Origin of the sequence: Brevibacterium rongguiense (genome assembly GCF_009857845.1) — a bacterium.
In the GTDB taxonomy this organism is placed as follows: Bacteria; Actinomycetota; Actinomycetes; order Actinomycetales; family Brevibacteriaceae; genus Brevibacterium; species Brevibacterium rongguiense.
Genome location: NZ_WWEQ01000005.1, coordinates 1 through 16,867, shown reverse-complemented (window position 1 = coordinate 16,867; position 16,867 = coordinate 1). Strand labels below are relative to the sequence as shown.

At 72.2% G+C, this 16,867-nt stretch carries 14 protein-coding genes; 6 read left to right on the top strand and 8 right to left on the bottom strand.

What is annotated here, in order from left to right:
* The first annotated feature begins 15 nt into the window (after positions 1-15).
* The 3 genes from GSY69_RS01950 to GSY69_RS01940 all read left to right on the top strand — a co-directional run bounded on the left by GSY69_RS01950 (position 16) and on the right by GSY69_RS01940 (position 3,594).
* Complete coding sequence (locus GSY69_RS01950) at positions 16-1,209, top strand: acyl-CoA dehydrogenase family protein (protein WP_160952218.1); 1,194 nt, start codon at positions 16-18, stop codon at positions 1,207-1,209.
* Between the two features lie 26 nt (positions 1,210-1,235).
* The gene (locus GSY69_RS01945) at positions 1,236-2,393 is read left to right on the top strand and encodes an acyl-CoA dehydrogenase family protein (protein ID WP_160952217.1); all 1,158 of its coding nucleotides are present in this window, start codon (positions 1,236-1,238) and stop codon (positions 2,391-2,393) included.
* A 184-nt stretch (positions 2,394-2,577) separates the two neighbouring features.
* Complete coding sequence (locus tag GSY69_RS01940) at positions 2,578-3,594, top strand: NADP-dependent oxidoreductase (RefSeq protein WP_160952216.1); 1,017 nt, start codon at positions 2,578-2,580, stop codon at positions 3,592-3,594.
* Between the two features lie 72 nt (positions 3,595-3,666).
* On the opposite strand, the gene GSY69_RS14085 is transcribed toward GSY69_RS01940, so the two are convergent.
* The 6 genes from GSY69_RS14085 to GSY69_RS01915 all read right to left on the bottom strand — a co-directional run bounded on the left by GSY69_RS14085 (position 3,667) and on the right by GSY69_RS01915 (position 9,843).
* A complete protein-coding gene (locus GSY69_RS14085; RefSeq protein ID WP_202410741.1) occupies positions 3,667-4,734 on the bottom strand; it encodes an LppM family (lipo)protein in 1,068 nt (355 codons plus the stop codon).
* Positions 4,735-4,844: 110 nt separating this feature from the next.
* Positions 4,845-5,540 carry a TrmH family RNA methyltransferase gene (locus GSY69_RS01935; protein WP_160952215.1) on the bottom strand — a complete coding sequence of 232 codons (696 nt, stop codon included), beginning with the start codon at positions 5,538-5,540 and terminating at the stop codon, positions 4,845-4,847.
* Positions 5,537-7,102, bottom strand: a complete 1,566-nt coding sequence (locus tag GSY69_RS01930; protein ID WP_160952214.1) for an ABC transporter permease — start codon at positions 7,100-7,102, stop codon at positions 5,537-5,539. The genes GSY69_RS01935 and GSY69_RS01930 overlap by 4 nt, the downstream gene beginning before the upstream one ends.
* Position 7,103: 1 nt before the next feature.
* Positions 7,104-7,970, bottom strand: a complete 867-nt coding sequence (locus GSY69_RS01925; protein WP_160952213.1) for an ABC transporter ATP-binding protein — start codon at positions 7,968-7,970, stop codon at positions 7,104-7,106.
* Between the two features lie 142 nt (positions 7,971-8,112).
* Positions 8,113-8,685: an orotate phosphoribosyltransferase gene (gene pyrE, locus GSY69_RS01920; protein ID WP_160952212.1), complete on the bottom strand. Its 573-nt coding sequence runs from the start codon at positions 8,683-8,685 to the stop codon at positions 8,113-8,115.
* Positions 8,686-9,003: 318 nt separating this feature from the next.
* Positions 9,004-9,843: an SDR family NAD(P)-dependent oxidoreductase gene (locus tag GSY69_RS01915; RefSeq protein ID WP_160952211.1), complete on the bottom strand. Its 840-nt coding sequence runs from the start codon at positions 9,841-9,843 to the stop codon at positions 9,004-9,006.
* Positions 9,844-9,904: 61 nt separating this feature from the next.
* Here GSY69_RS01915 and GSY69_RS01910 point away from each other — a divergent pair, with 61 nt between their 5' ends.
* Both GSY69_RS01910 and GSY69_RS01905 read left to right on the top strand, forming a co-directional pair.
* Positions 9,905-10,690 (top strand): exodeoxyribonuclease III, encoded by a 786-nt coding sequence (locus tag GSY69_RS01910; protein ID WP_160952210.1) that lies wholly within the window; start codon positions 9,905-9,907, stop codon positions 10,688-10,690.
* 43 nt (positions 10,691-10,733) lie between these two features.
* Positions 10,734-11,597, top strand: a complete 864-nt coding sequence (locus GSY69_RS01905; RefSeq protein ID WP_160952209.1) for a septum formation family protein — start codon at positions 10,734-10,736, stop codon at positions 11,595-11,597.
* Between the two features lie 89 nt (positions 11,598-11,686).
* Here GSY69_RS01905 and clpB read toward each other — a convergent pair whose 3' ends face one another.
* Positions 11,687-14,374: an ATP-dependent chaperone ClpB gene (gene clpB, locus GSY69_RS01900; protein WP_160952208.1), complete on the bottom strand. Its 2,688-nt coding sequence runs from the start codon at positions 14,372-14,374 to the stop codon at positions 11,687-11,689.
* Between the two features lie 118 nt (positions 14,375-14,492).
* Complete coding sequence (locus GSY69_RS01895) at positions 14,493-16,154, bottom strand: Na+/H+ antiporter (RefSeq protein ID WP_235936211.1); 1,662 nt, start codon at positions 16,152-16,154, stop codon at positions 14,493-14,495.
* Between the two features lie 135 nt (positions 16,155-16,289).
* Between GSY69_RS01895 and GSY69_RS01890 the strand changes: the two genes are divergently transcribed.
* Positions 16,290-16,867: YbfB/YjiJ family MFS transporter (locus GSY69_RS01890; RefSeq protein WP_160952206.1), on the top strand; the 578-nt coding region annotated here is incomplete at its 3' end.

Here is a 16,867-nt window from a genome sequence, read left to right as displayed (position 1 = left end):
CGATCGAGGGAGATCATGGACAATCTGCTGAGCCCAGAAGAGCTCGAGTTCGCGGAGAAGATGCGCGAGTTCTACCGCACCGAGATCCCGGAGGACATCCGGTTCCGCAACGCCACCGGCCAGGAGCTGTCGAAGGACGACATCGTCACGACGCAGCAGATCCTCAACAAGCACGGCTACGCCGTGCCCAACTGGCCCGTCGAGTGGGGCGGCCAGGACTGGACGCCGGTGCAGCGCCACATCTGGCTCGAGGAGATGCAGCTGGCCAACGTGCCCTCTCCCCTGCCGTTCAACGCCTCCATGGTGGGCCCCGTCATCGCGACGTTCGGCAGCCAGGAGATCAAGGAGCGGTTCCTGCCCAAGACCGCGAACATCGACATCTGGTGGTCGCAGGGCTTCTCCGAGCCCAACGCCGGCTCGGACCTCGCCTCGCTCAAGACCACGGCCGTGAAGAAGGGCGATCACTACATCGTCAACGGCCAGAAGACGTGGACGACACTGGGCCAGTACGGCGACTGGATCTTCATGCTCGTGCGCACGGACCCGGACGTGAAGAAGCAGGCGGGCATCTCGTTCCTCCTCATCGACATGAAGTCCCCGGGCGTCACGGTGCGCCCCATCGAGCTCATCGACGGCGGCCACGAGGTCAACGAGGTCTTCTTCGACAACGTCGAGGTGCCCGTGGAGAACCTCGTGGGCGAGGAGAACAAGGGCTGGACGTACGCGAAGTTCCTGCTGGGCAACGAGCGCACCGGCATCGCCCGCATCGGCCAGTCCAAGGTCAACCTGGCCCGCGTCAAGGCCTACGCCGCGACGACGAAGACCGCCCGCGGCACCCTGCTGGACGATCCGCTGTTCTCCGCGCGCCTGACGAAGGTCGAGGCGGAGCTCACCGCGCTCGAGTTCACCCAGCTGCGCATGCTCTCCACCCAGGTGGCGGGCTCGGAGAAGCCGGACCCCCGCTCCTCGGTCCTCAAGCTGCGCGGCTCGCAGCTCCAGCAGGACATCACGGAGCTCCTCGTCGACGTGCTGGGCCCCCAGGGCCTCGACTTCGTCGACGACGCCCGCCTGCCGGGCGGCTTCACGGACCTGCCCCCGGCGGCCGTGGACGCGCTGCGCACCTACTTCAACTACCGCAAGGTCAGCATCTACGGCGGCGCCTCGGAGATCCAGCGCGGCATCATCAGCAAGGCCATCCTGGGCCTGTGAGCTTCTGAGGAACTGAGGAGAGAACCATGGATCTTGAACTCAACGACGTCCAGCGCGAGCTCGGCTCGACCGTCCGCCGGCTGCTGCGCACCAAGTACAACGCCGAGGCCCGCGATGCGCTGCTCGCCTCTGAGCAGGGCTTCAGCCGCGACATGTGGAACCAGTACGCGGAGCTGGGCCTGCTCAGCCTGCCGTTCGCGGAGGAGTACGACGGCGCGGGCATGGGCTTCGCCGAGGTCGCCGTCGTCATGGAGGAGTTCGGCAAGGCACTCGTGCTCGAGCCCTACCTCTCCACCGTCGTGCTGGGCGGCGGCCTCGTCGCCGCCGCTGGCAGCGATGCGCAGAAGAAGGACATCCTCCCGGGCATCGTCTCCGGCGAGAGGCTCCTGGCCTTCGCCGGCTACGAGCCGGCCGGCCGCTACGAGCTCAGCGCCCCGGCCACGAAGGCCGCCGAGTCCGGCGAGGGTGCGACCATCACCGGTGAGAAGACCGCCGTGCTGGGCGCCCCGGACGCCGACCTCTTCGTCGTCTCCGCGGCCACCGACTCCGGCGTGGGCCTGTTCCTCGTCGAGGCCGGCGCCGGGGGCGTGACCGTGAGCCCCCGCGTCCAGGCCGACGGCCTGCGCACCGGCAGCGTCCTGTTCGACGGCGCCCAGGCGCAGCGCCTGGGCTCCGGCGATGCGACGGCGGCGATCCAGGCCGTCATCGACACCGCCAACGCGGCCCTGGCCGCCGAGGCCGTGGGCGCGATGGAGGCCTCGCTCATGATGACCGCGGACTACCTGAAGACCCGCGAGCAGTTCGGCGCGCCGATCGGCCGCAACCAGGCGCTCCAGCACCGCGCCGCGGATGCCTACGCCACGCTCGAGGGCGCGAAGAGCATGGCGCTCTACGCCAAGCTCGCGATCACCGGCGCCGAGGGCGACGGGGCGGCCTCCGAGGCCGGCAAGGACCGCCACCGCGACATCCTCGCCGCCAAGCTCGTCATCGACCAGGCCGCGCACGAGATCAGCCAGGAGTCCATCCAGCTCCACGGCGGCATCGGCATGACGATGGAGTACCCGATCGGCCACTACGCCAAGCGGCTGACCGTCATCCCGCGCACGTTCGACGACCAGGACGGCGTCACGCAGGAGCTCGCGGCCCTCGGCGGGCTCATCGAGCCCAGCGCCATGGACGTGTGAGGAACTGAGCGGCGCTCACCCGAGCGCGGTGCGGCAGGGGCCGCGGGGAGCCAACCCCGCGGCCCCTGCCGTGTCGGCGCGGCGGCTGCCGTGTCTGGGCGCCCGCGCCCTGCCCCGCGGAGCCCGCTGCCAGCCGATGCGCGTAGGGTCGCAGCCACACGAACCGACTTCCGAGGAGTACCCCATGACGATGAACCAGCGCTATCTGCTCGCCAAGCGCCCCGAGGGCGCGCCCACCCCGGACGACTTCGCCCTGGACGAGGCACCGGTGCCCACTCCGGGCGAGGGCGAGGCGCTGCTGCGCACCCTCTACCTCTCGCTCGACCCGTACATGCGCGGGCGGATGAGCGATGCGAAGTCCTATGCCAAGCCCGTCGAGCTCGGGCAGGTCATGGTGGGCGCCACCGTCGCCGAGGTGGTGGAGACGAACTCCGACGCGGTCGCCCAGGGCGACATCGTGCTGGCCTACGGCGGCTGGCAGACCTACAGCGTGCAGGCCGCGGATCAGCTGCGCGTCCTCGACCCGGACTACCTGCCCGTCACCACGGCCCTGGGCGTACTGGGCATGCCCGGGTTCACTGCGTACTCGGGCCTCCTGCGCATCGGCGACCCGCAGCCCGGTGAGACCGTCGCCGTGGCCGCTGCCACCGGCCCCGTGGGCTCGGCCGTGGGGCAGATCGCGAAGATTAAGGGCGCGCGCACAATCGGGATCGCCGGCGGTGAGAGGAAGGTCGCCCAGCTGCGCGAGTTCGGCTTCGACGCGGCCCTCGACCACCGCGGCGACGACCTGCGCGGGGCGCTCAAGGCCGCGGCGCCGGACGGCATCGACGTCTACTTCGAGAACGTGGGCGGACCCGTCTGGGAGGCCGTCAAACCGCGTCTGAACACGTACGCCCGCGTGCCCGTCTGCGGCCTCGTCGCCACCTACAACGGAGCCGCCGACCCCAGCCCTGCCGGCTCCGCCGAGCGGCTCATGGGCCTCATCCTCACGAAGAGCCTCACGATCCGCGGCTTCATCCAGACCGAGTTCGTCGCGAGCATGGAGCGCCAGTTCCTCACGGAGATGGGCCAGTGGGTCCACGACGGCAAGGTGACCTACCTCGAGGACATCACGGGCGGCTTCGAACACACGCCGGAGACGTTCATCGGCATGCTCGAGGGCAGGAACTTCGGCAAGACGATCGTGCGCGTGGCCGACTGAGGCCCGCACAGCACGACGGCGCCGAGCCAGGCTCGGCGCCGTCGTGCATCGCGGGGCGGCTGGGCGGGTGCCTCAGGCTCCCGAGGGGCCCTGGCCGCCCTGGTTCCAGCCCTGGTTCCACCCTTGGTCTCCCGGCTGCTGGCCGTAGCCGGGCTGGGCGCTGCCATAGCCAGGCTGGGCGCCGGGGTTCTGGCCGTAGCCGGGCTGCGCGCCCTGGCCGCCATAACCGGGCTGGCCCGTGCCCTGCTGGCCATAGCCGCCCGGCTGCTGCGGGTAGCCACCGGGCTGGGCGCCCTGGCCGTAGCCCGGCTGCGAGCCGTACTGCTGGGCGCCGGGGAAGCCCCCACCGGCGGCGGGTGCGCCGTAGCCACCGGCCGCACCTGGGCCGTAGGCGCCCGGGGCGGCGGCCTGGCCGCGCTTCTTCTTCCGCCCGCGGGCGATCATGAGGATGACGACGAGCGCGATGATCGCGACGAGCACGATGCCGCCGATGAGGAAGAGGATCCACCACGGGAAGCCCGAGGCCTTCGCCGTCGCGCTGAGCTCGTCGCCGTCGAACGTCTTGAGGTCCCACGTCGCGGACTTCCCGCTGACGTCCGCACCCGGCGCGCTCTCGACCTTGCCGGGGAAGGAGAGCTTGAGCTTCGCCTCGTCGATCTGGTCCTTCACCGCCCCGCCCATGCTCGCGCCGGCGGACGACGAGGAGCCGACGCCGCCCATGCCGCCGGCCGCTGCCAGGGGGTTCTTCATGTGGAACGTCAGCGCGTTGCCGTTCTTCTGGATCTCCGGCGCGATGCCGCTCGTGCCGATGTCGCTGGGCTGGACGTGGTCCATGGTGACCTCGACCCCCACCGACTGCCCGTCCTCGATGACCTTGCCCTTGAGGCCCTTGACCGTGTCCTTCGCGACCTCCTGGCGCAGCTTCTCGGCGGAGGTGTCCGCCGACTGCCCGTAGGCCTCGATCACCGAGCGGTCGAACAGGATCGTGTACTTGCCGCTCAGCGTGGCATCGGCTTCGACGTCGAGGTCGCCGGTGAACTTCCCGCACCCGGTCAGCACGAGGGCCAGCAGGAGCAGCAGCGCTCCTGCCGCCAGCTTCGTGACCGGCCGGCGCGCGGCTGCGGGGACTGCGGTTGTCATGGGAAGGGCCCTCCTGGTGACGTGCGGCGCCGCTGGCGCGGCGCGGAAACGGTCCGTGCTGGGCTCCACGCTATGCCGAAACTCGGCAAAACGACAGTGCCGCCGCCCTCTCAGCCGGAGGCCGCCTGCCCGAACTCCCAGCGGCGCACCCAGGCGTGCATCGCGATCGCGGCCGCCGCGGCCGCGTTCATGGACCGGGTCGAGCCGAACTGCTCGATCGACAGGACGGCGGTGCAGGCGGCATGGGCCTCGGGGCTCAGCCCCGGGCCCTCCTGGCCGAAGAGCAGCACGCACTCGCGCGGGAGTGCGTACGTCTCCAGGGGCACGGAGTCGGGGAAGTTGTCGACGCCGATGAGCGGCAGGCCCCGGGCGCGGCACCAGTCGGCGAGTCCCGCGAGGTCCGCGTGGTGCTCGAGGTGCTGGTAGCGGTCGGTGACCATGGCGCCGCGGCGGTTCCAGCGCCTGCGGCCCACGATGTGCACGCTGCCCGCGTTGAAGGCGTTGGCGGTGCGCACCACGGAGCCGATGTTGAAGTCGTGCTGCCAGTTCTCCACCGCCACGTGGAAACCGTGGCGCCGCGTGTCGAGGTCCGCGACGATCGCCTCGAGGCGCCAGTAGCGGTAGCCGTCCACCACGTTGCGGCGGTCCCCGTGCGCCAGCAGCTGCGGATCGTAGCGCTCATCGTCCGGCCAGGCGCCCTCCCACGGCCCCACGCCCACCGGCGCGGCGTCCCCGGTCCCGGCAGCGGAATCGGGCGCCCCCGCGGCTGCGGAGGCGCCCGATGTCCCGGGTTGCGCTGCGGTCACTCGTCCGCGGCGGCACTGGGCTTCGCGCCCTTCGCGGCCGCCGAGGTGCCGCCCGCACTGGGCTTCGCCTTCGCCTTGGTCTTGGTCTTGGCGTCCGCGTCCTCCGCCGTGGCGCTCTCGTCCTCGGCGGCATCCGCGGGAGCCGCGTCCGCCTTGGCAGCGCCGTTCTTCGCGTCGCCGGCCTTGGCCTTGCGCGCCTTCTTCGCGGTCACGGCCTTGCCCGCCCGACCCGTGCCGCGCAGCAGGTTCGCCCGGTAGGCCGCGGCGGCCGCGGCGAAGACGATGAGCCCGGCGACCAGCGCGATCGCCACGGCGATGAGCGCCTCCCACCACTGCGCCTGGTTCGCGAAGATGCGCAGCGGCATCGCCACGGCGGAGGCGAACGGAATGTAGGAGAGGATGCGCAGCACTTCGGCGGACTTCGCGAAGACCATGGGCACGAGCACTCCGGCCACCGCGAGCACGACGGTCAGCCCGAGGAGGAAGCGCGCCGCGCGCTTGCCGGTCAGCGTGCCGGCCCACAGGAAGAGGGCCAGCGACAGGAAGACCGTGCACAGGTAGAGGCCTGCGAACCAGCCCAGGCCCGGCAGCATCGCCACGGCGAGATCGGTCTCGCCGATGATCGACATCCCCAGCAGCGCAACGCCCGCCGCGATGACGAGGTAGCCCAGGCTGAGCACCGTCAGGCCCCACACGCGCCCCCACGCCGCGGCGCGCGGCGAGATCGTGGCGGCGAGGATCTCGGTGATCCGATTCCTGCGCTCGGTGCGCAGGTTGCCGTACAGGGCGGCGCCCAGCGTGAGGATCGCAGCGAGGGCGAGCCCGCCCATCGCCCAGGCGAGCGGGACGGCCACCTCGGCCTTGACGGCCGGCTGCTCGAGGTAGGTGACGTTCATCTTCGGCTGCAGCTTCTCCATCACCGCCGTGGGCTCGGAGTTGAGCGCGATGAGCGTGGCCTCGCCCTGGCCGGTGGGATCGGAGACGTAGGCGGCGTCCACTCGGTGCTCGCGCACGAGCTTCTGCGCCTCCTCGACCGACTGCACATCCTGGACCTTGATGCCCAGCTGCTGCTCGATCATGGCGGCCTGGTCGCCCGCGCCCACGGTCGCAAGCGTGGTGTCACCGCCCTGCGGGTCGGACTTCTGGCCCACGCCGATGATGAGCCCGGCGATCACGGCCAGGCCGATGACGAGCGCGGTCACGTAGAACAGGGGGCTGCGGGAGACGACGCCCGTCTCCCGGTTCGACACGAGCCAGGCGGCCTGTCGGCCGCTCAGCTCGCGGAACTCGGCGACGAGGCCCGTCTTGGGCTCACGGCCGGCAGCGGGCGCCTCCTCGCGCAGCTCGAAGGGCACATCCTCCGAGTACTCGACGATCTCGATCTCCTCGTCATGGGGCCCATCGGCCGCCGCGCGGTCGGCGGCCGCGTCGGCCTGCACACCCGGCTCGTCGACGACGGTGTCGTCGGACCGGCCCAGACCGGCCGCGCCGATGTCCGCGGGATCCTGCGAGCGCTTGGGACGGCCGGGCTTGCGCTGGCTGTCATTCGTGCGGTCGGTCAAGTTACACCCGCTCCTTGAAGAGTTCTGCCAGGTCAGGGCCTGTGGTTTCGAAGCTGAGCACACCGGACTGGCGTGCGATGAGCGCGGCGGCGGCGGCCGCATCGGCCGCCGGGAACGCCACGTGCGCGCCCTCGGCGCGGGCGCTGGGAATCTGCGCGGCGGCCTTCTTGGCCCGCGCGCCCGATTCGAACTCCGCCCGGCACTCCACCCCGCCGCGCTGCAGCTGGGCCAGGGTGCCCGCCTCGGCGATCGTGCCGTGGCTGAGGATCGCGAAGTCGTCCGCGGCGGACTGGGCGAGCTCCCAGCGGTCCGTGGTGAAGAGGACCGGCACCCCGGAGTCGGCGTGGTCGCGCAGCAGGTCGAAGACGAGCTCGGCGCTCACGGCGTCGAGGCCGTCGAACGGCTCGTCGAGGACGACGACATCCGGATCGGCGGCGAGCAGCGCGGCGATGTCGACGCGCGCGGCCTCGGTGCCGCTGAGCTGCGAGAGCGGGGCGTAGCCGCGGTCGGAGAGGTCAAGGCGCGCGAGCAGCGTGATCGCGTTGCGCTCGGCGGCGCCCATCGTCATGCCGTGGAGGCGGGCGAAGAACACGATCTGGTCGAGGACCTTCATGTTCGGGTAGCCGCCGCGCTCGGCCGGGAGGTAGCCGAAGTTCTGGCGATCGCCGAAGCCCAGCTCCTCGCCCTCGAGCGAGATCGTGCCCGCGGCGGGCTCGATGAGGCCCACGATGGCGCGGGCCAGCTCGGTCTTGCCGGAGCCGCGGGGGCCCACGACGCCGGTGATGCGGCGCGCGGCGGCGGTCAGCGAGACGTCGTCGAGCCAGGTCTTCGAACCGGACTTCACCGTCAGATGGGAGATGTCGAGCACTGATCGTCCTTCGCGTAGCGGATTGAGCGCGCCTCCCAGTCTGTCGCGCGGGGGGCCCCTGGTCCAATCCCGGCCCGCGCAACCGGCGCACTCTGGGGCGACTCCCAGCCGCCGCGAAACGGCGCGCGGCCGGGCGCCCGCCTCAGTCCAGGCCGAGGTCTGCCGTGGTGAGCGCGGCCAGGTAGGGGATCCCCTCGGCCTCCACGCGCTCCTTGGCGCCGGTGCTGCGGTCCATGACGACGACGACGGCCACCACCTCCGCCCCGGCCTCGCGCAGCGCCTGGACGGCGGTGAGGACGGAGCCGCCGGTCGTCGAGGTGTCCTCGACGGCGACGACCTTGCGCCCGGCGACGTCAGGGCCCTCGACGCGGCGGCCCATGCCGTGCTTCTTGGCCTCCTTGCGCACGACGAAGGCGTCGACGGGGGCGCCGCGCAGCACGGAGCGCTGCATGGCGGCCGTGCCGACGGGATCGGCGCCCATCGTCAGCCCCCCCACGGCCGAGACCTCGGCCAGCAGCCCCGCCTCTTCGAGCACGTCGAGGACGAGGTCGCCCACGAGCGGGGCCGAGCGGTGGTCGAGGGTGATGCGGCGCAGATCCAGGTAGTAGTCGGCCTGCCTGCCGGAGGACAGGGTGACCGCACCACGGACCACGGCGAGTTCGTCGATGAGGGCCAGCAGCGCGGCACGGGTCTGCGCGGGAGATGATGAAGCCATGGGCCAATCCTATGGGGCCCCTGCGGGCAGCGCGCGGGGGAATGGGAAGAGGCCCGAGCGGCGCGAACGCTGCACTCGGGCCTCGCGGCACTCCCCTCGAGTACCTGGACGCATCCCCATACGCCCATTATCCGCCCGATCCCCACCGGACGGATGCCCCTATCCTGCGGCCCATCCCAATAATCGGACAAGTCTGCAGCGTCACGTTTCCGTCACGTCCGACGGCCGGACAGGGCTCCCTGCGGCCCGCCAGGGCGGGGATTGCACAGGGCGCCCTTGCCCGTGCGAGCACCGCGGAGCAGCAGGCGCCCCTGCCGCTTATGAGACCGGGGCGGCGCGCGCGGCGCGGTCGAATCCGAAGCCGGCGCTGGCCCAGCGCACGAGCGGCCGGGGCACCAGCGGGGCAACCGCCGCGAGGACCCGGTACTGGGCGCCGGGCACGCAGGTCACGGCCCCGCGGCGCGCGGCGGCCAGCGCCTCGCGCGCCACCTGCTCGGGACGCAGCCACGCGAGCCGCGGGAAGGCGGGCCGCTGCGCGCCCATGGCCGCGTGGAACTGCGTGGCGACGAAGCCCGGCAGCACCGCCGTGGCGGTGACCGGGGTGCCCGCGAGCTCCGCGGCGAGGCTCTCGGTGAAGACGGTGGCGGCCGCCTTGTCCGCCGCGTACTCCCCCATGGTCGTGAGCGCTGCCAGCGAGGTGACGGTGACGATGCCGCCGCGCCCGCGGTCGAGCATCCGCCGGGCCGCATGCCACGAGAGCACCTGCACGGCGCGCAGGAGCACCGTCGACATCGCGGCGAGCTCGGCCACCGGGGTCTCGAGCGCGGAGCTCGCCAGCCCGTAGCCCGCGTTGTTGACGAGCACGTCGATCCGCTCGGCGTCGATGACCTCCGCGACGGCGGCGATGCCCGCCTCGGTCGCCAGGTCGGCGGGCACCGCCGAGGCGCCGATCCCCCAGCGCTCGCGCAGCTGCGCGGCCTGCGCCTCGAGCCGCTGAGCGCCGCGGGCGACGAGCACGAGGTCATAGCCCTCCTGGGCGAGCTGCGCGGCGAATGCGGCGCCGATCCCGCTCGTCGAACCGGTGATGAGCGCGCGCGGGGCCGTCTCGCGCGGCGCGGCCGTGTCCAGGGGCTCTGTGTCCTTGGGGGCTGTGTCCATGGGCCCAGCGTAGGCGCGCGCTCGAGGCGGGCGCGAGGCGCCGTCCGCTAGAGTCGGCAGCGTGCGCATCGCTACCTGGAACGTCAACTCGATCCGAGCCCGAGCCGAGCGGGTGGGGGCCTTCCTCGACCGCTCGGACGTCGACGTGCTCGCCATCCAAGAGCTCAAGGCGAAGGACTCCCAGTTCCCCCGCGAGGTCTTCGACTCGCGCGGCTACGAGGTCGCCTTCCACGGGCTCAACCAGTGGAACGGCGTCGCCATCGCCTCCCGCGTGGGCCTCGCGGACGCCCGGATCGGCTTCGAGGGCATGCCCGGCTGGGGCGAGGACGACGCCGCCGAGGCGCGGGCCATCTCCGCGCTCTGCGCCGGGGTGCGGGTCCACTCGCTCTACGTGCCCAACGGCCGGGAGCTCGACCACCCCCACTACGCCTACAAGCTCGCGTGGCTCGACCGCCTGCGGGAGGCGGTGGCCGCGGAGCTCGCGGCCGATGCCGCTGCCCGGCTGGTGCTGTGCGGGGACTTCAACGTCGCCCCGCGCGACGAGGACGTGTGGGACATGGCGGAGTTCGAGGGCGCCACGCACGTCTCGCAGCCGGAGCGCGACGCATTCCAGGCGCTCCTCGACGCGGGGCTTGCCGAGGTCACCCGCGCGCACACGCCGGGCGCCTACACGTTCTGGGACTACCAGCAGCTGCGCTTCCCCAAGAAGCAGGGCATGCGGATCGATTTCCAGCTCGCCTCGCGGGCGCTGGCCGAGCGGGTCGCCGATGCGCGGATCGATCGCGAGGAGCGCAAGGGCAAGGGCGCCTCCGACCACGCCCCGGTCATCGTCGACTACGCGGACTGACGCCGCCTTCCCCGCGCGCGGGCGCACCCCGTAGGCTCGGGGCATGACCCAGCCTCCCCGCCCCGACGGCCAGCCGCGCTACCCGCAGGGCCCGCCGCCCGCCTCGGCGGCACCGGGCTTTCCGGGACAGGGGCCCGGCCCCGGGCCGCAGCCCTCCTACCGCCAGGATCCCTCCTACCGGCAGGATCCCTCTCAGCAGCAGGATCATTCTCAGCAGCAGAGCGGCTTCCAGCAGCAGGGCGGCTACCACCAGGGCTCCTACCCGCAGCAGGGCGGCTATCAGCAGCAGCCCTACGGCGCCTACCCGCCCGGAGGCGCCGCGGGCCTGCCCCCCGCGGGCCCGCGCAGGCGCCGCGGCGGGCTCATCGCCATGCTCGTCATCGCCGGCGTCATCGTCCTGGGCCTCGTCGCCGGCGGCGGCCTCGCCGCGGTGCGCGCCCTGAGCGGCCCGTCCGGTGACGAGCCGCAGGCGGGGACCGGCCCGAGCGCAGGGCAGGGCGGCGACTCCGACGAGGGCGCCTCGGGCGCGGGAGGCTCCGGCCGGGCCACCGTGGCGCTCGGCGCGCTCCAGGTGGGCGACTGCATCGCGGAGAAGCCCGGCAGCGTGCAGACGGTGGAGCGCATCGAGTGCACGCAGCCCCACTACGGCCAGGTCTACGGGTCCAAGCCCCTGGCGACGAGCTCCTACCCGGGCTCCTCGGCGCTCAAGCAGGAGGCCACGAGCTTCTGCAGCAAGCAGGCCAAGGGCGCCGTCGACAGTTCCAAGGCCGCCGGGGGCAACTACATCAGCCAGTTCAGCGCCCCGAACGAGGCCGGCTGGCAGAACGCGGAGAGCCGCGCCATCGTCTGCCTCGTCACCCGCGGCGACGGCCAGAAGATCGACGAGAACCTGCTGCCGGCCTCCTGAGCCGGCCCGCACTCAGCGAGCGGCGGGGCGCCGATCTTCCGATCGGCGCCCCGCCGCTCGCTGCGCTGGGCCTGCGCTGGGCGCTCGGCTCAGTCGTCGACGACCTCGGCGTCGACGACCCCGTCATCGCCGTCGTCGGACTGCGCACCCTCCTGGCTGTCCTCCCCGCGCGTGGCGGTCACGCTCAGGCCCACGTCCGTGGCACCGCCGGAGTGGTCGACGAGCACGGTGTCGCCGTCGTGGATCTCCCCGGAGAGGATCTCCTTGGCCAGCCGGTCGCCCACCTCGCGCTGGACGAGGCGGCGAAGCGGGCGCGCGCCGTAGGCGGGATCGTAGCCCTCGATCGCCAGCCACTCGGAGGCAGCCGGGCTGACCCGCAGCGTGATCCGCCGGTCGCTCAGGCGGCTCTGCATGGACTGGATCTGCAGGTCCACGATGTGGGCGAGGTCCTCCGTCGTGAGCGCCTCGAACATGACGATGTCGTCGAGCCGGTTGAGGAACTCCGGCTTGAAGGACTGGTGGACGATGTCCATGACCGCCCGCTCCTTCTCCTCCTTGTCCATGGACGCATCGACCATGAACTGCGAGCCCAGGTTCGAGGTGAGGATGAGGATCGTGTTGCGGAAGTCCACCGTCCGGCCCTGGCCGTCGGTCAGGCGGCCGTCGTCGAGCACCTGGAGGAGGATGTCGAAGATGTCCGGATGGGCCTTCTCCACCTCGTCCAGGAGGATGACGGAGTACGGGCGCCGGCGCACGGCCTCGGTGAGCTGGCCGCCGGTCTCGTAGCCCACGTAGCCGGGGGGCGCCCCCACGAGGCGCGAGACCGAGTGCTTCTCGCCGTACTCGCTCATGTCGATGCGGATGAGCGCGCGCTCGTCGTCGAAGAGGAACTCCGCGAGCGACTTCGCGAGCTCAGTCTTTCCCACGCCGGTGGGGCCCAGGAACAGGAACGAGCCGGTGGGGCGGTCCGGATCGGAGACCCCGGCCCGCGAGCGGCGGATCGCATCGGCCACCGAGTGCACGGCATCGCGCTGGCCGATGAGCCGGCGGCCCAGGAACTCCTCCGCGTAGAGCAGCTTCTCCCGCTCGCCCTGCAGGAGCTTGCCCGCGGGGATGCCCGTCCAGGACGAGACGACCTCGGCGATGTCATCGCCGGTGACCTGGTCGCCCACCATGGGCTTGGCGTCCTTGTCCTTCTCCTTGTCCTCCGGCTGCTCCTCGGCCTCGGCGGCGGCGATCTCGCGCTCCACAGCGGGGATCTCGCCGTAGAGCAGGCGCGAGGCCTCCGCGAGATCCGTGTTGCGGCGCGCGGCCTCGGCCTGCGAGCGCAGGTCGTCGAGCTTCTTCTTCAGCTCGCCCACGCGGTTGAGTCCCGCGCGCTGCGATTCCCACTGCGCGTTGAGGCCGGCGAGCTCCTCCTGCTTGTTCGCCAGGTCCTCGCGCAGGTGCGCGAGGCGCTCGCGGGAGGCGTCGTCGGACTCGTTGGCGAGCGCCATCTCCTCCATCTTCAGGCGGTCCACCGAGCGCTGCAGCTCGTCGATCTCCACTGGCGCGGAGTCGATCTCCATGCGCAGGCGCGAGGCGGCCTCGTCGATGAGGTCGATCGCCTTGTCCGGCAGCTGGCGGCCGGTGATGTAGCGGTTGGACAGCGCGGCGGCCGCCACGAGGGCGCCATCGGAGATCGTCACCTTGTGGTGGGCCTCGTAGCGCTCCTTGAGCCCGCGCAGGATCGCGACCGTGTCCTCGACGCTCGGCTCGCCCACGTAGACCTGCTGGAAGCGGCGCTCCAGGGCGGGGTCCTTCTCGATGTTCTCCCGGTACTCGTCGAGCGTTGTGGCGCCCACGAGCCGCAGCTCGCCGCGGGCCAGCATGGGCTTGAGCATGTTGCCCGCGTCCATGGCGGAATCGCCGGTGGCGCCGGCGCCCACGACCGTGTGGATCTCGTCGATGAACGTGATGACCTGGCCGTCGGAGTCCTTGATCTCCTCGAGCACGGCCTTGAGGCGCTCCTCGAACTCGCCGCGGTACTTCGCGCCCGCGACCATCGCGGACATGTCGAGGCTGATGAGCGTCTTGTTGCGCAGCGACTCGGGCACATCGCCCGCGACGATGCGCCGCGCCAGGCCCTCGACGACCGCGGTCTTGCCGACGCCGGGCTCGCCGATGAGCACCGGGTTGTTCTTCGTGCGCCGCGAGAGCACCTGCACGACGCGGCGGATCTCCTTGTCGCGGCCGATCACGGGATCGAGCTTGCCCTCACGGGCCTGCTCCGTGAGGTCGACGCCGAACTTCTCGAGCGACTGGAAGGTGTCCTCCGGGTTCTCGCTCGTGACCTTCTTGCCGCCGCGGACCTCCGGCAGCGCCTGCAGGAGGGCATCGCGGGTGACGCCGGCGGCCTTGAGGATGCGGCCCACCTCGCCGGTGTCGGAGGCCGCGGCGATGAGCAGGTGCTCGGTGGAGAGGTACTGGTCGCCCAGCGCCTCCATCTCCTTCTCCGCGTTATTCACGAGTTCGAGTGCGGAGCGCGAGAGCTGCGGCTGGGACACCGACGAGCCCGAGGCGGCGGGCAGGCCGGCGATGACCCGCTGGGCCTCGTCGACGATGTCCTGGGGCTTGGCGCCCAGCGCCGTGACGAGGGCCGCGGCGATGCTGTCCTTCTGGCTGAGCAGGGCGGCGAGGATGTGGGCGGGCTCCACCTGGGAGTTGCCCCGGGCGACCGCGTCCTTGACGGCCGTCGAGATCGCCTCCTGCGACTTCGAAGTGAGCTTGGCGTCCATGGTGGACTCCTTTCTGACGTGCGAATAAGTCTCTTCTCCGTGTACAACGCGCCAGACTTGAGTCTATTCCGCTCAACTTCTGGACCGGTGCTGCGGAGGCTGCGCGCTCGTGCTGCCCTCAGTCTTGCTCGCGCGCGGCGCCCGCGCCACCCCCCGCGGCCCCCGGCTGCGGCCAGTTCTCCGGCCGCTCGCGCACGAGCGGGAGCATTCCCGTGGGCTGGTCGAGCAGGGCGGTCTGGAGGTCGAGCCGGTGGAGGACCTGATCGGCGGCCGCGGGATCGACCCCGCGCTCGGAGCGGGCCCGCAGCACCTCGGCCCGGGCGGCCTTGAGCGAGAGCGCCTGCATCTGCCTGAAGGCGCCGCGGTACTGCTGCAGCTGCTTGATGGCGCCGGTGCGCTGCCCCTCCTCGTCCTCGCCCGCGAGCCGGCCCTCGAGCTGGTGCATGCGCTTGCGCAGCTCCTCGCGGACCTCCTCGGGAACGTCCGGGGCGTGCTTGAGGGCGCTGAGCGAGGCGCGCCGGGCGCGCGCGGCGATCCGCGCCTCCTGCGCGTGCTCCTTGGCCCCCGTCAGGCCCAGGCGGTTGACGAGCGCGGGGAACGTCAGGCCGGCGGCGAGCAGCGTCGTGGCGAGCACGGCGACGACGACCATGAGGATGGACGTGCGGGCCGGGAAGGGGCTGCCGTCGTCCGTCGTGTACGGCAGGGACAGGGCGAGCGCCAGGGTGGCCAGTCCGCGCATGCCGCCCCACGTCATGACCACCGTGCCCTTGAGGTAGTCCGCGAACGACCGGCCCCGCTGGGCCCGCGGGTCGATGAGGTAGGTGCCGGCGAACAGCCACGCGAACCGCGTGACGAGCATGACGGCGGAGATGACGAGGCCGCCCACGATCGCCTGGACGATGTTCGCGTCCGTGCCCATGAGGGTGATGCGCAGCTCCAGGCCGATGAGGCCGAAGGCGACGCCCGTGATGAGCATCTCCAGCACCTCCCACGTCGCGTTCTGCATGAGCCGCTCCTCGACCTGCTCCGCATCGTCGTGCTGGCGCATCTCCAGCGCCGCGACGACCACGGCGATGACGCCGGAGGCGTTGACGTGCTCGGCCACGAGGTAGACGGCGAACGGGAGGACGAGGTGGGCCATTGAGCGCGCGACGCTGTTCTGCGTGAAGCGCAGGAGGACGCGCAGGCCCAGGGAGAGGACGAGGCCGACGACCACCGCGAGCACCGCGGAGACCACGAAGCTGAGGAGCAGCTGGCCGAAGTCCACCCGGGAGCCCTCCATCGTCGCGGCCACGGCGAACTGGAAGACGACGAGGGCCGCGGCGTCGTTGAACAGGCCCTCGCTCTGGAGCACCTGGAGGATGCGCCGGGGCAGGGAGACGGACCCGGAGACCGCCTCGACGGCCACGGGGTCCGGGGGCGCGACCATGGCGCCCAGCGCGATCGCGGCGGAGAGGGTGATGCCGGGGATGAGCCACAGCGCGGTGGCGGTGACGACGGCGACGGTCGCGCCGACCAGCCCGACCGCGAGGAAGAGGATGGTGCGCCAGCGGCTGCGGAACATCGTCCAGGAGGTGCGCTGGGCGGTGGCGAAGAGCAGCGGGGGCAGGAAGAGGGGGAGGATGAGATCGGGGTCGATCTCGATGACCTCGAGGCCCGGGATGAGGGCCACCGCGGCGCCGAGGAAGACCATGAGCGCCGGCCACGGCAGCCGCAGGCGATCGCCCACGCCCACCACGAGCACCGTGCCCATGCCCAACACGATGAGCAGGATCATCATCTCCACGCCGGGCCTCCTCGGTTCTTCCGCTCCAGTATGGCAAAGGCCGGCCGGCCACGGGCCGGTGTCCGCGGGCGGGCGGCGCCCGGCTGGACTGCCCGCGGGCGGGCCGGGCGGCGGCGCTAGGGTGGCGCCATGGCCGGCCGGGGGAAGACGCTGTCGATCGCCGCCGGCTTCGCCGCCGCGATCGGCGTGGGCCGCTTCGTCTACACCCCGCTGCTGCCGCTCATCGGCGCGGACACGGGGCTCGCCCCGGCCGCGGGGGCTGCGATCGCCGCGGCCAACTACCTGGGCTACTTCGCCGGCGCGGCGCTCACCATCGCGGTGCCGCGCACCGGCGACCACCGCGGACTCCTCCGCGCCTCCCTCCTCGCCATCGTGGCCAGCGAGGCGGCCATGGCCCTGGAGCTGGGCGCGGCGAGCGTGCCCGTGTGGTGGCTGCTGCGGTTCGCCGCCGGGCTGGCCAGCGGGATCGTCTTCGTCCACTGCTCCCGGGCGATCGGGTCCAGTGCGCGCCTGGCCCGCGGGTTCGCGGGAGTGGGGGCCGGTATCGCGGCCTCCAGCTGCCTCGTCATCGCCGGCCGCGCGGCCGGGCTGAGCAGCGCGCGGCTGTGGCTCATCGCGGCCGGGCTCACCGCGATCCTCGGGCTCCTCGCGCTCCACCCGGGCCTCGCCGAGCGCGCGGCCGACGCTCCGCCGCGGGCGGCCCCGCG

Bases quoted from the DNA above. Each gene is read 5' to 3' on its own strand.
- GSY69_RS14085 (WP_202410741.1), bottom strand. From the start codon at position 4,734: ATGACAACCGCAGTCCCCGCAGCCGCGCGCCGGCCGGTCACGAAGCTG.
- GSY69_RS01950 (WP_160952218.1), top strand. From the start codon at position 16: ATGGACAATCTGCTGAGCCCAGAAGAGCTCGAGTTCGCGGAGAAGATG.
- pyrE (WP_160952212.1), bottom strand. From the start codon at position 8,685: ATGGCTTCATCATCTCCCGCGCAGACCCGTGCCGCGCTGCTGGCCCTC.
- GSY69_RS01940 (WP_160952216.1), top strand. From the start codon at position 2,578: ATGACGATGAACCAGCGCTATCTGCTCGCCAAGCGCCCCGAGGGCGCG.
- GSY69_RS01945 (WP_160952217.1), top strand. From the start codon at position 1,236: ATGGATCTTGAACTCAACGACGTCCAGCGCGAGCTCGGCTCGACCGTC.
- GSY69_RS01895 (WP_235936211.1), bottom strand. From the start codon at position 16,154: ATGATGATCCTGCTCATCGTGTTGGGCATGGGCACGGTGCTCGTGGTG.
- GSY69_RS01915 (WP_160952211.1), bottom strand. From the start codon at position 9,843: ATGGACACAGCCCCCAAGGACACAGAGCCCCTGGACACGGCCGCGCCG.
- clpB (WP_160952208.1), bottom strand. From the start codon at position 14,374: ATGGACGCCAAGCTCACTTCGAAGTCGCAGGAGGCGATCTCGACGGCC.
- GSY69_RS01905 (WP_160952209.1), top strand. From the start codon at position 10,734: ATGACCCAGCCTCCCCGCCCCGACGGCCAGCCGCGCTACCCGCAGGGC.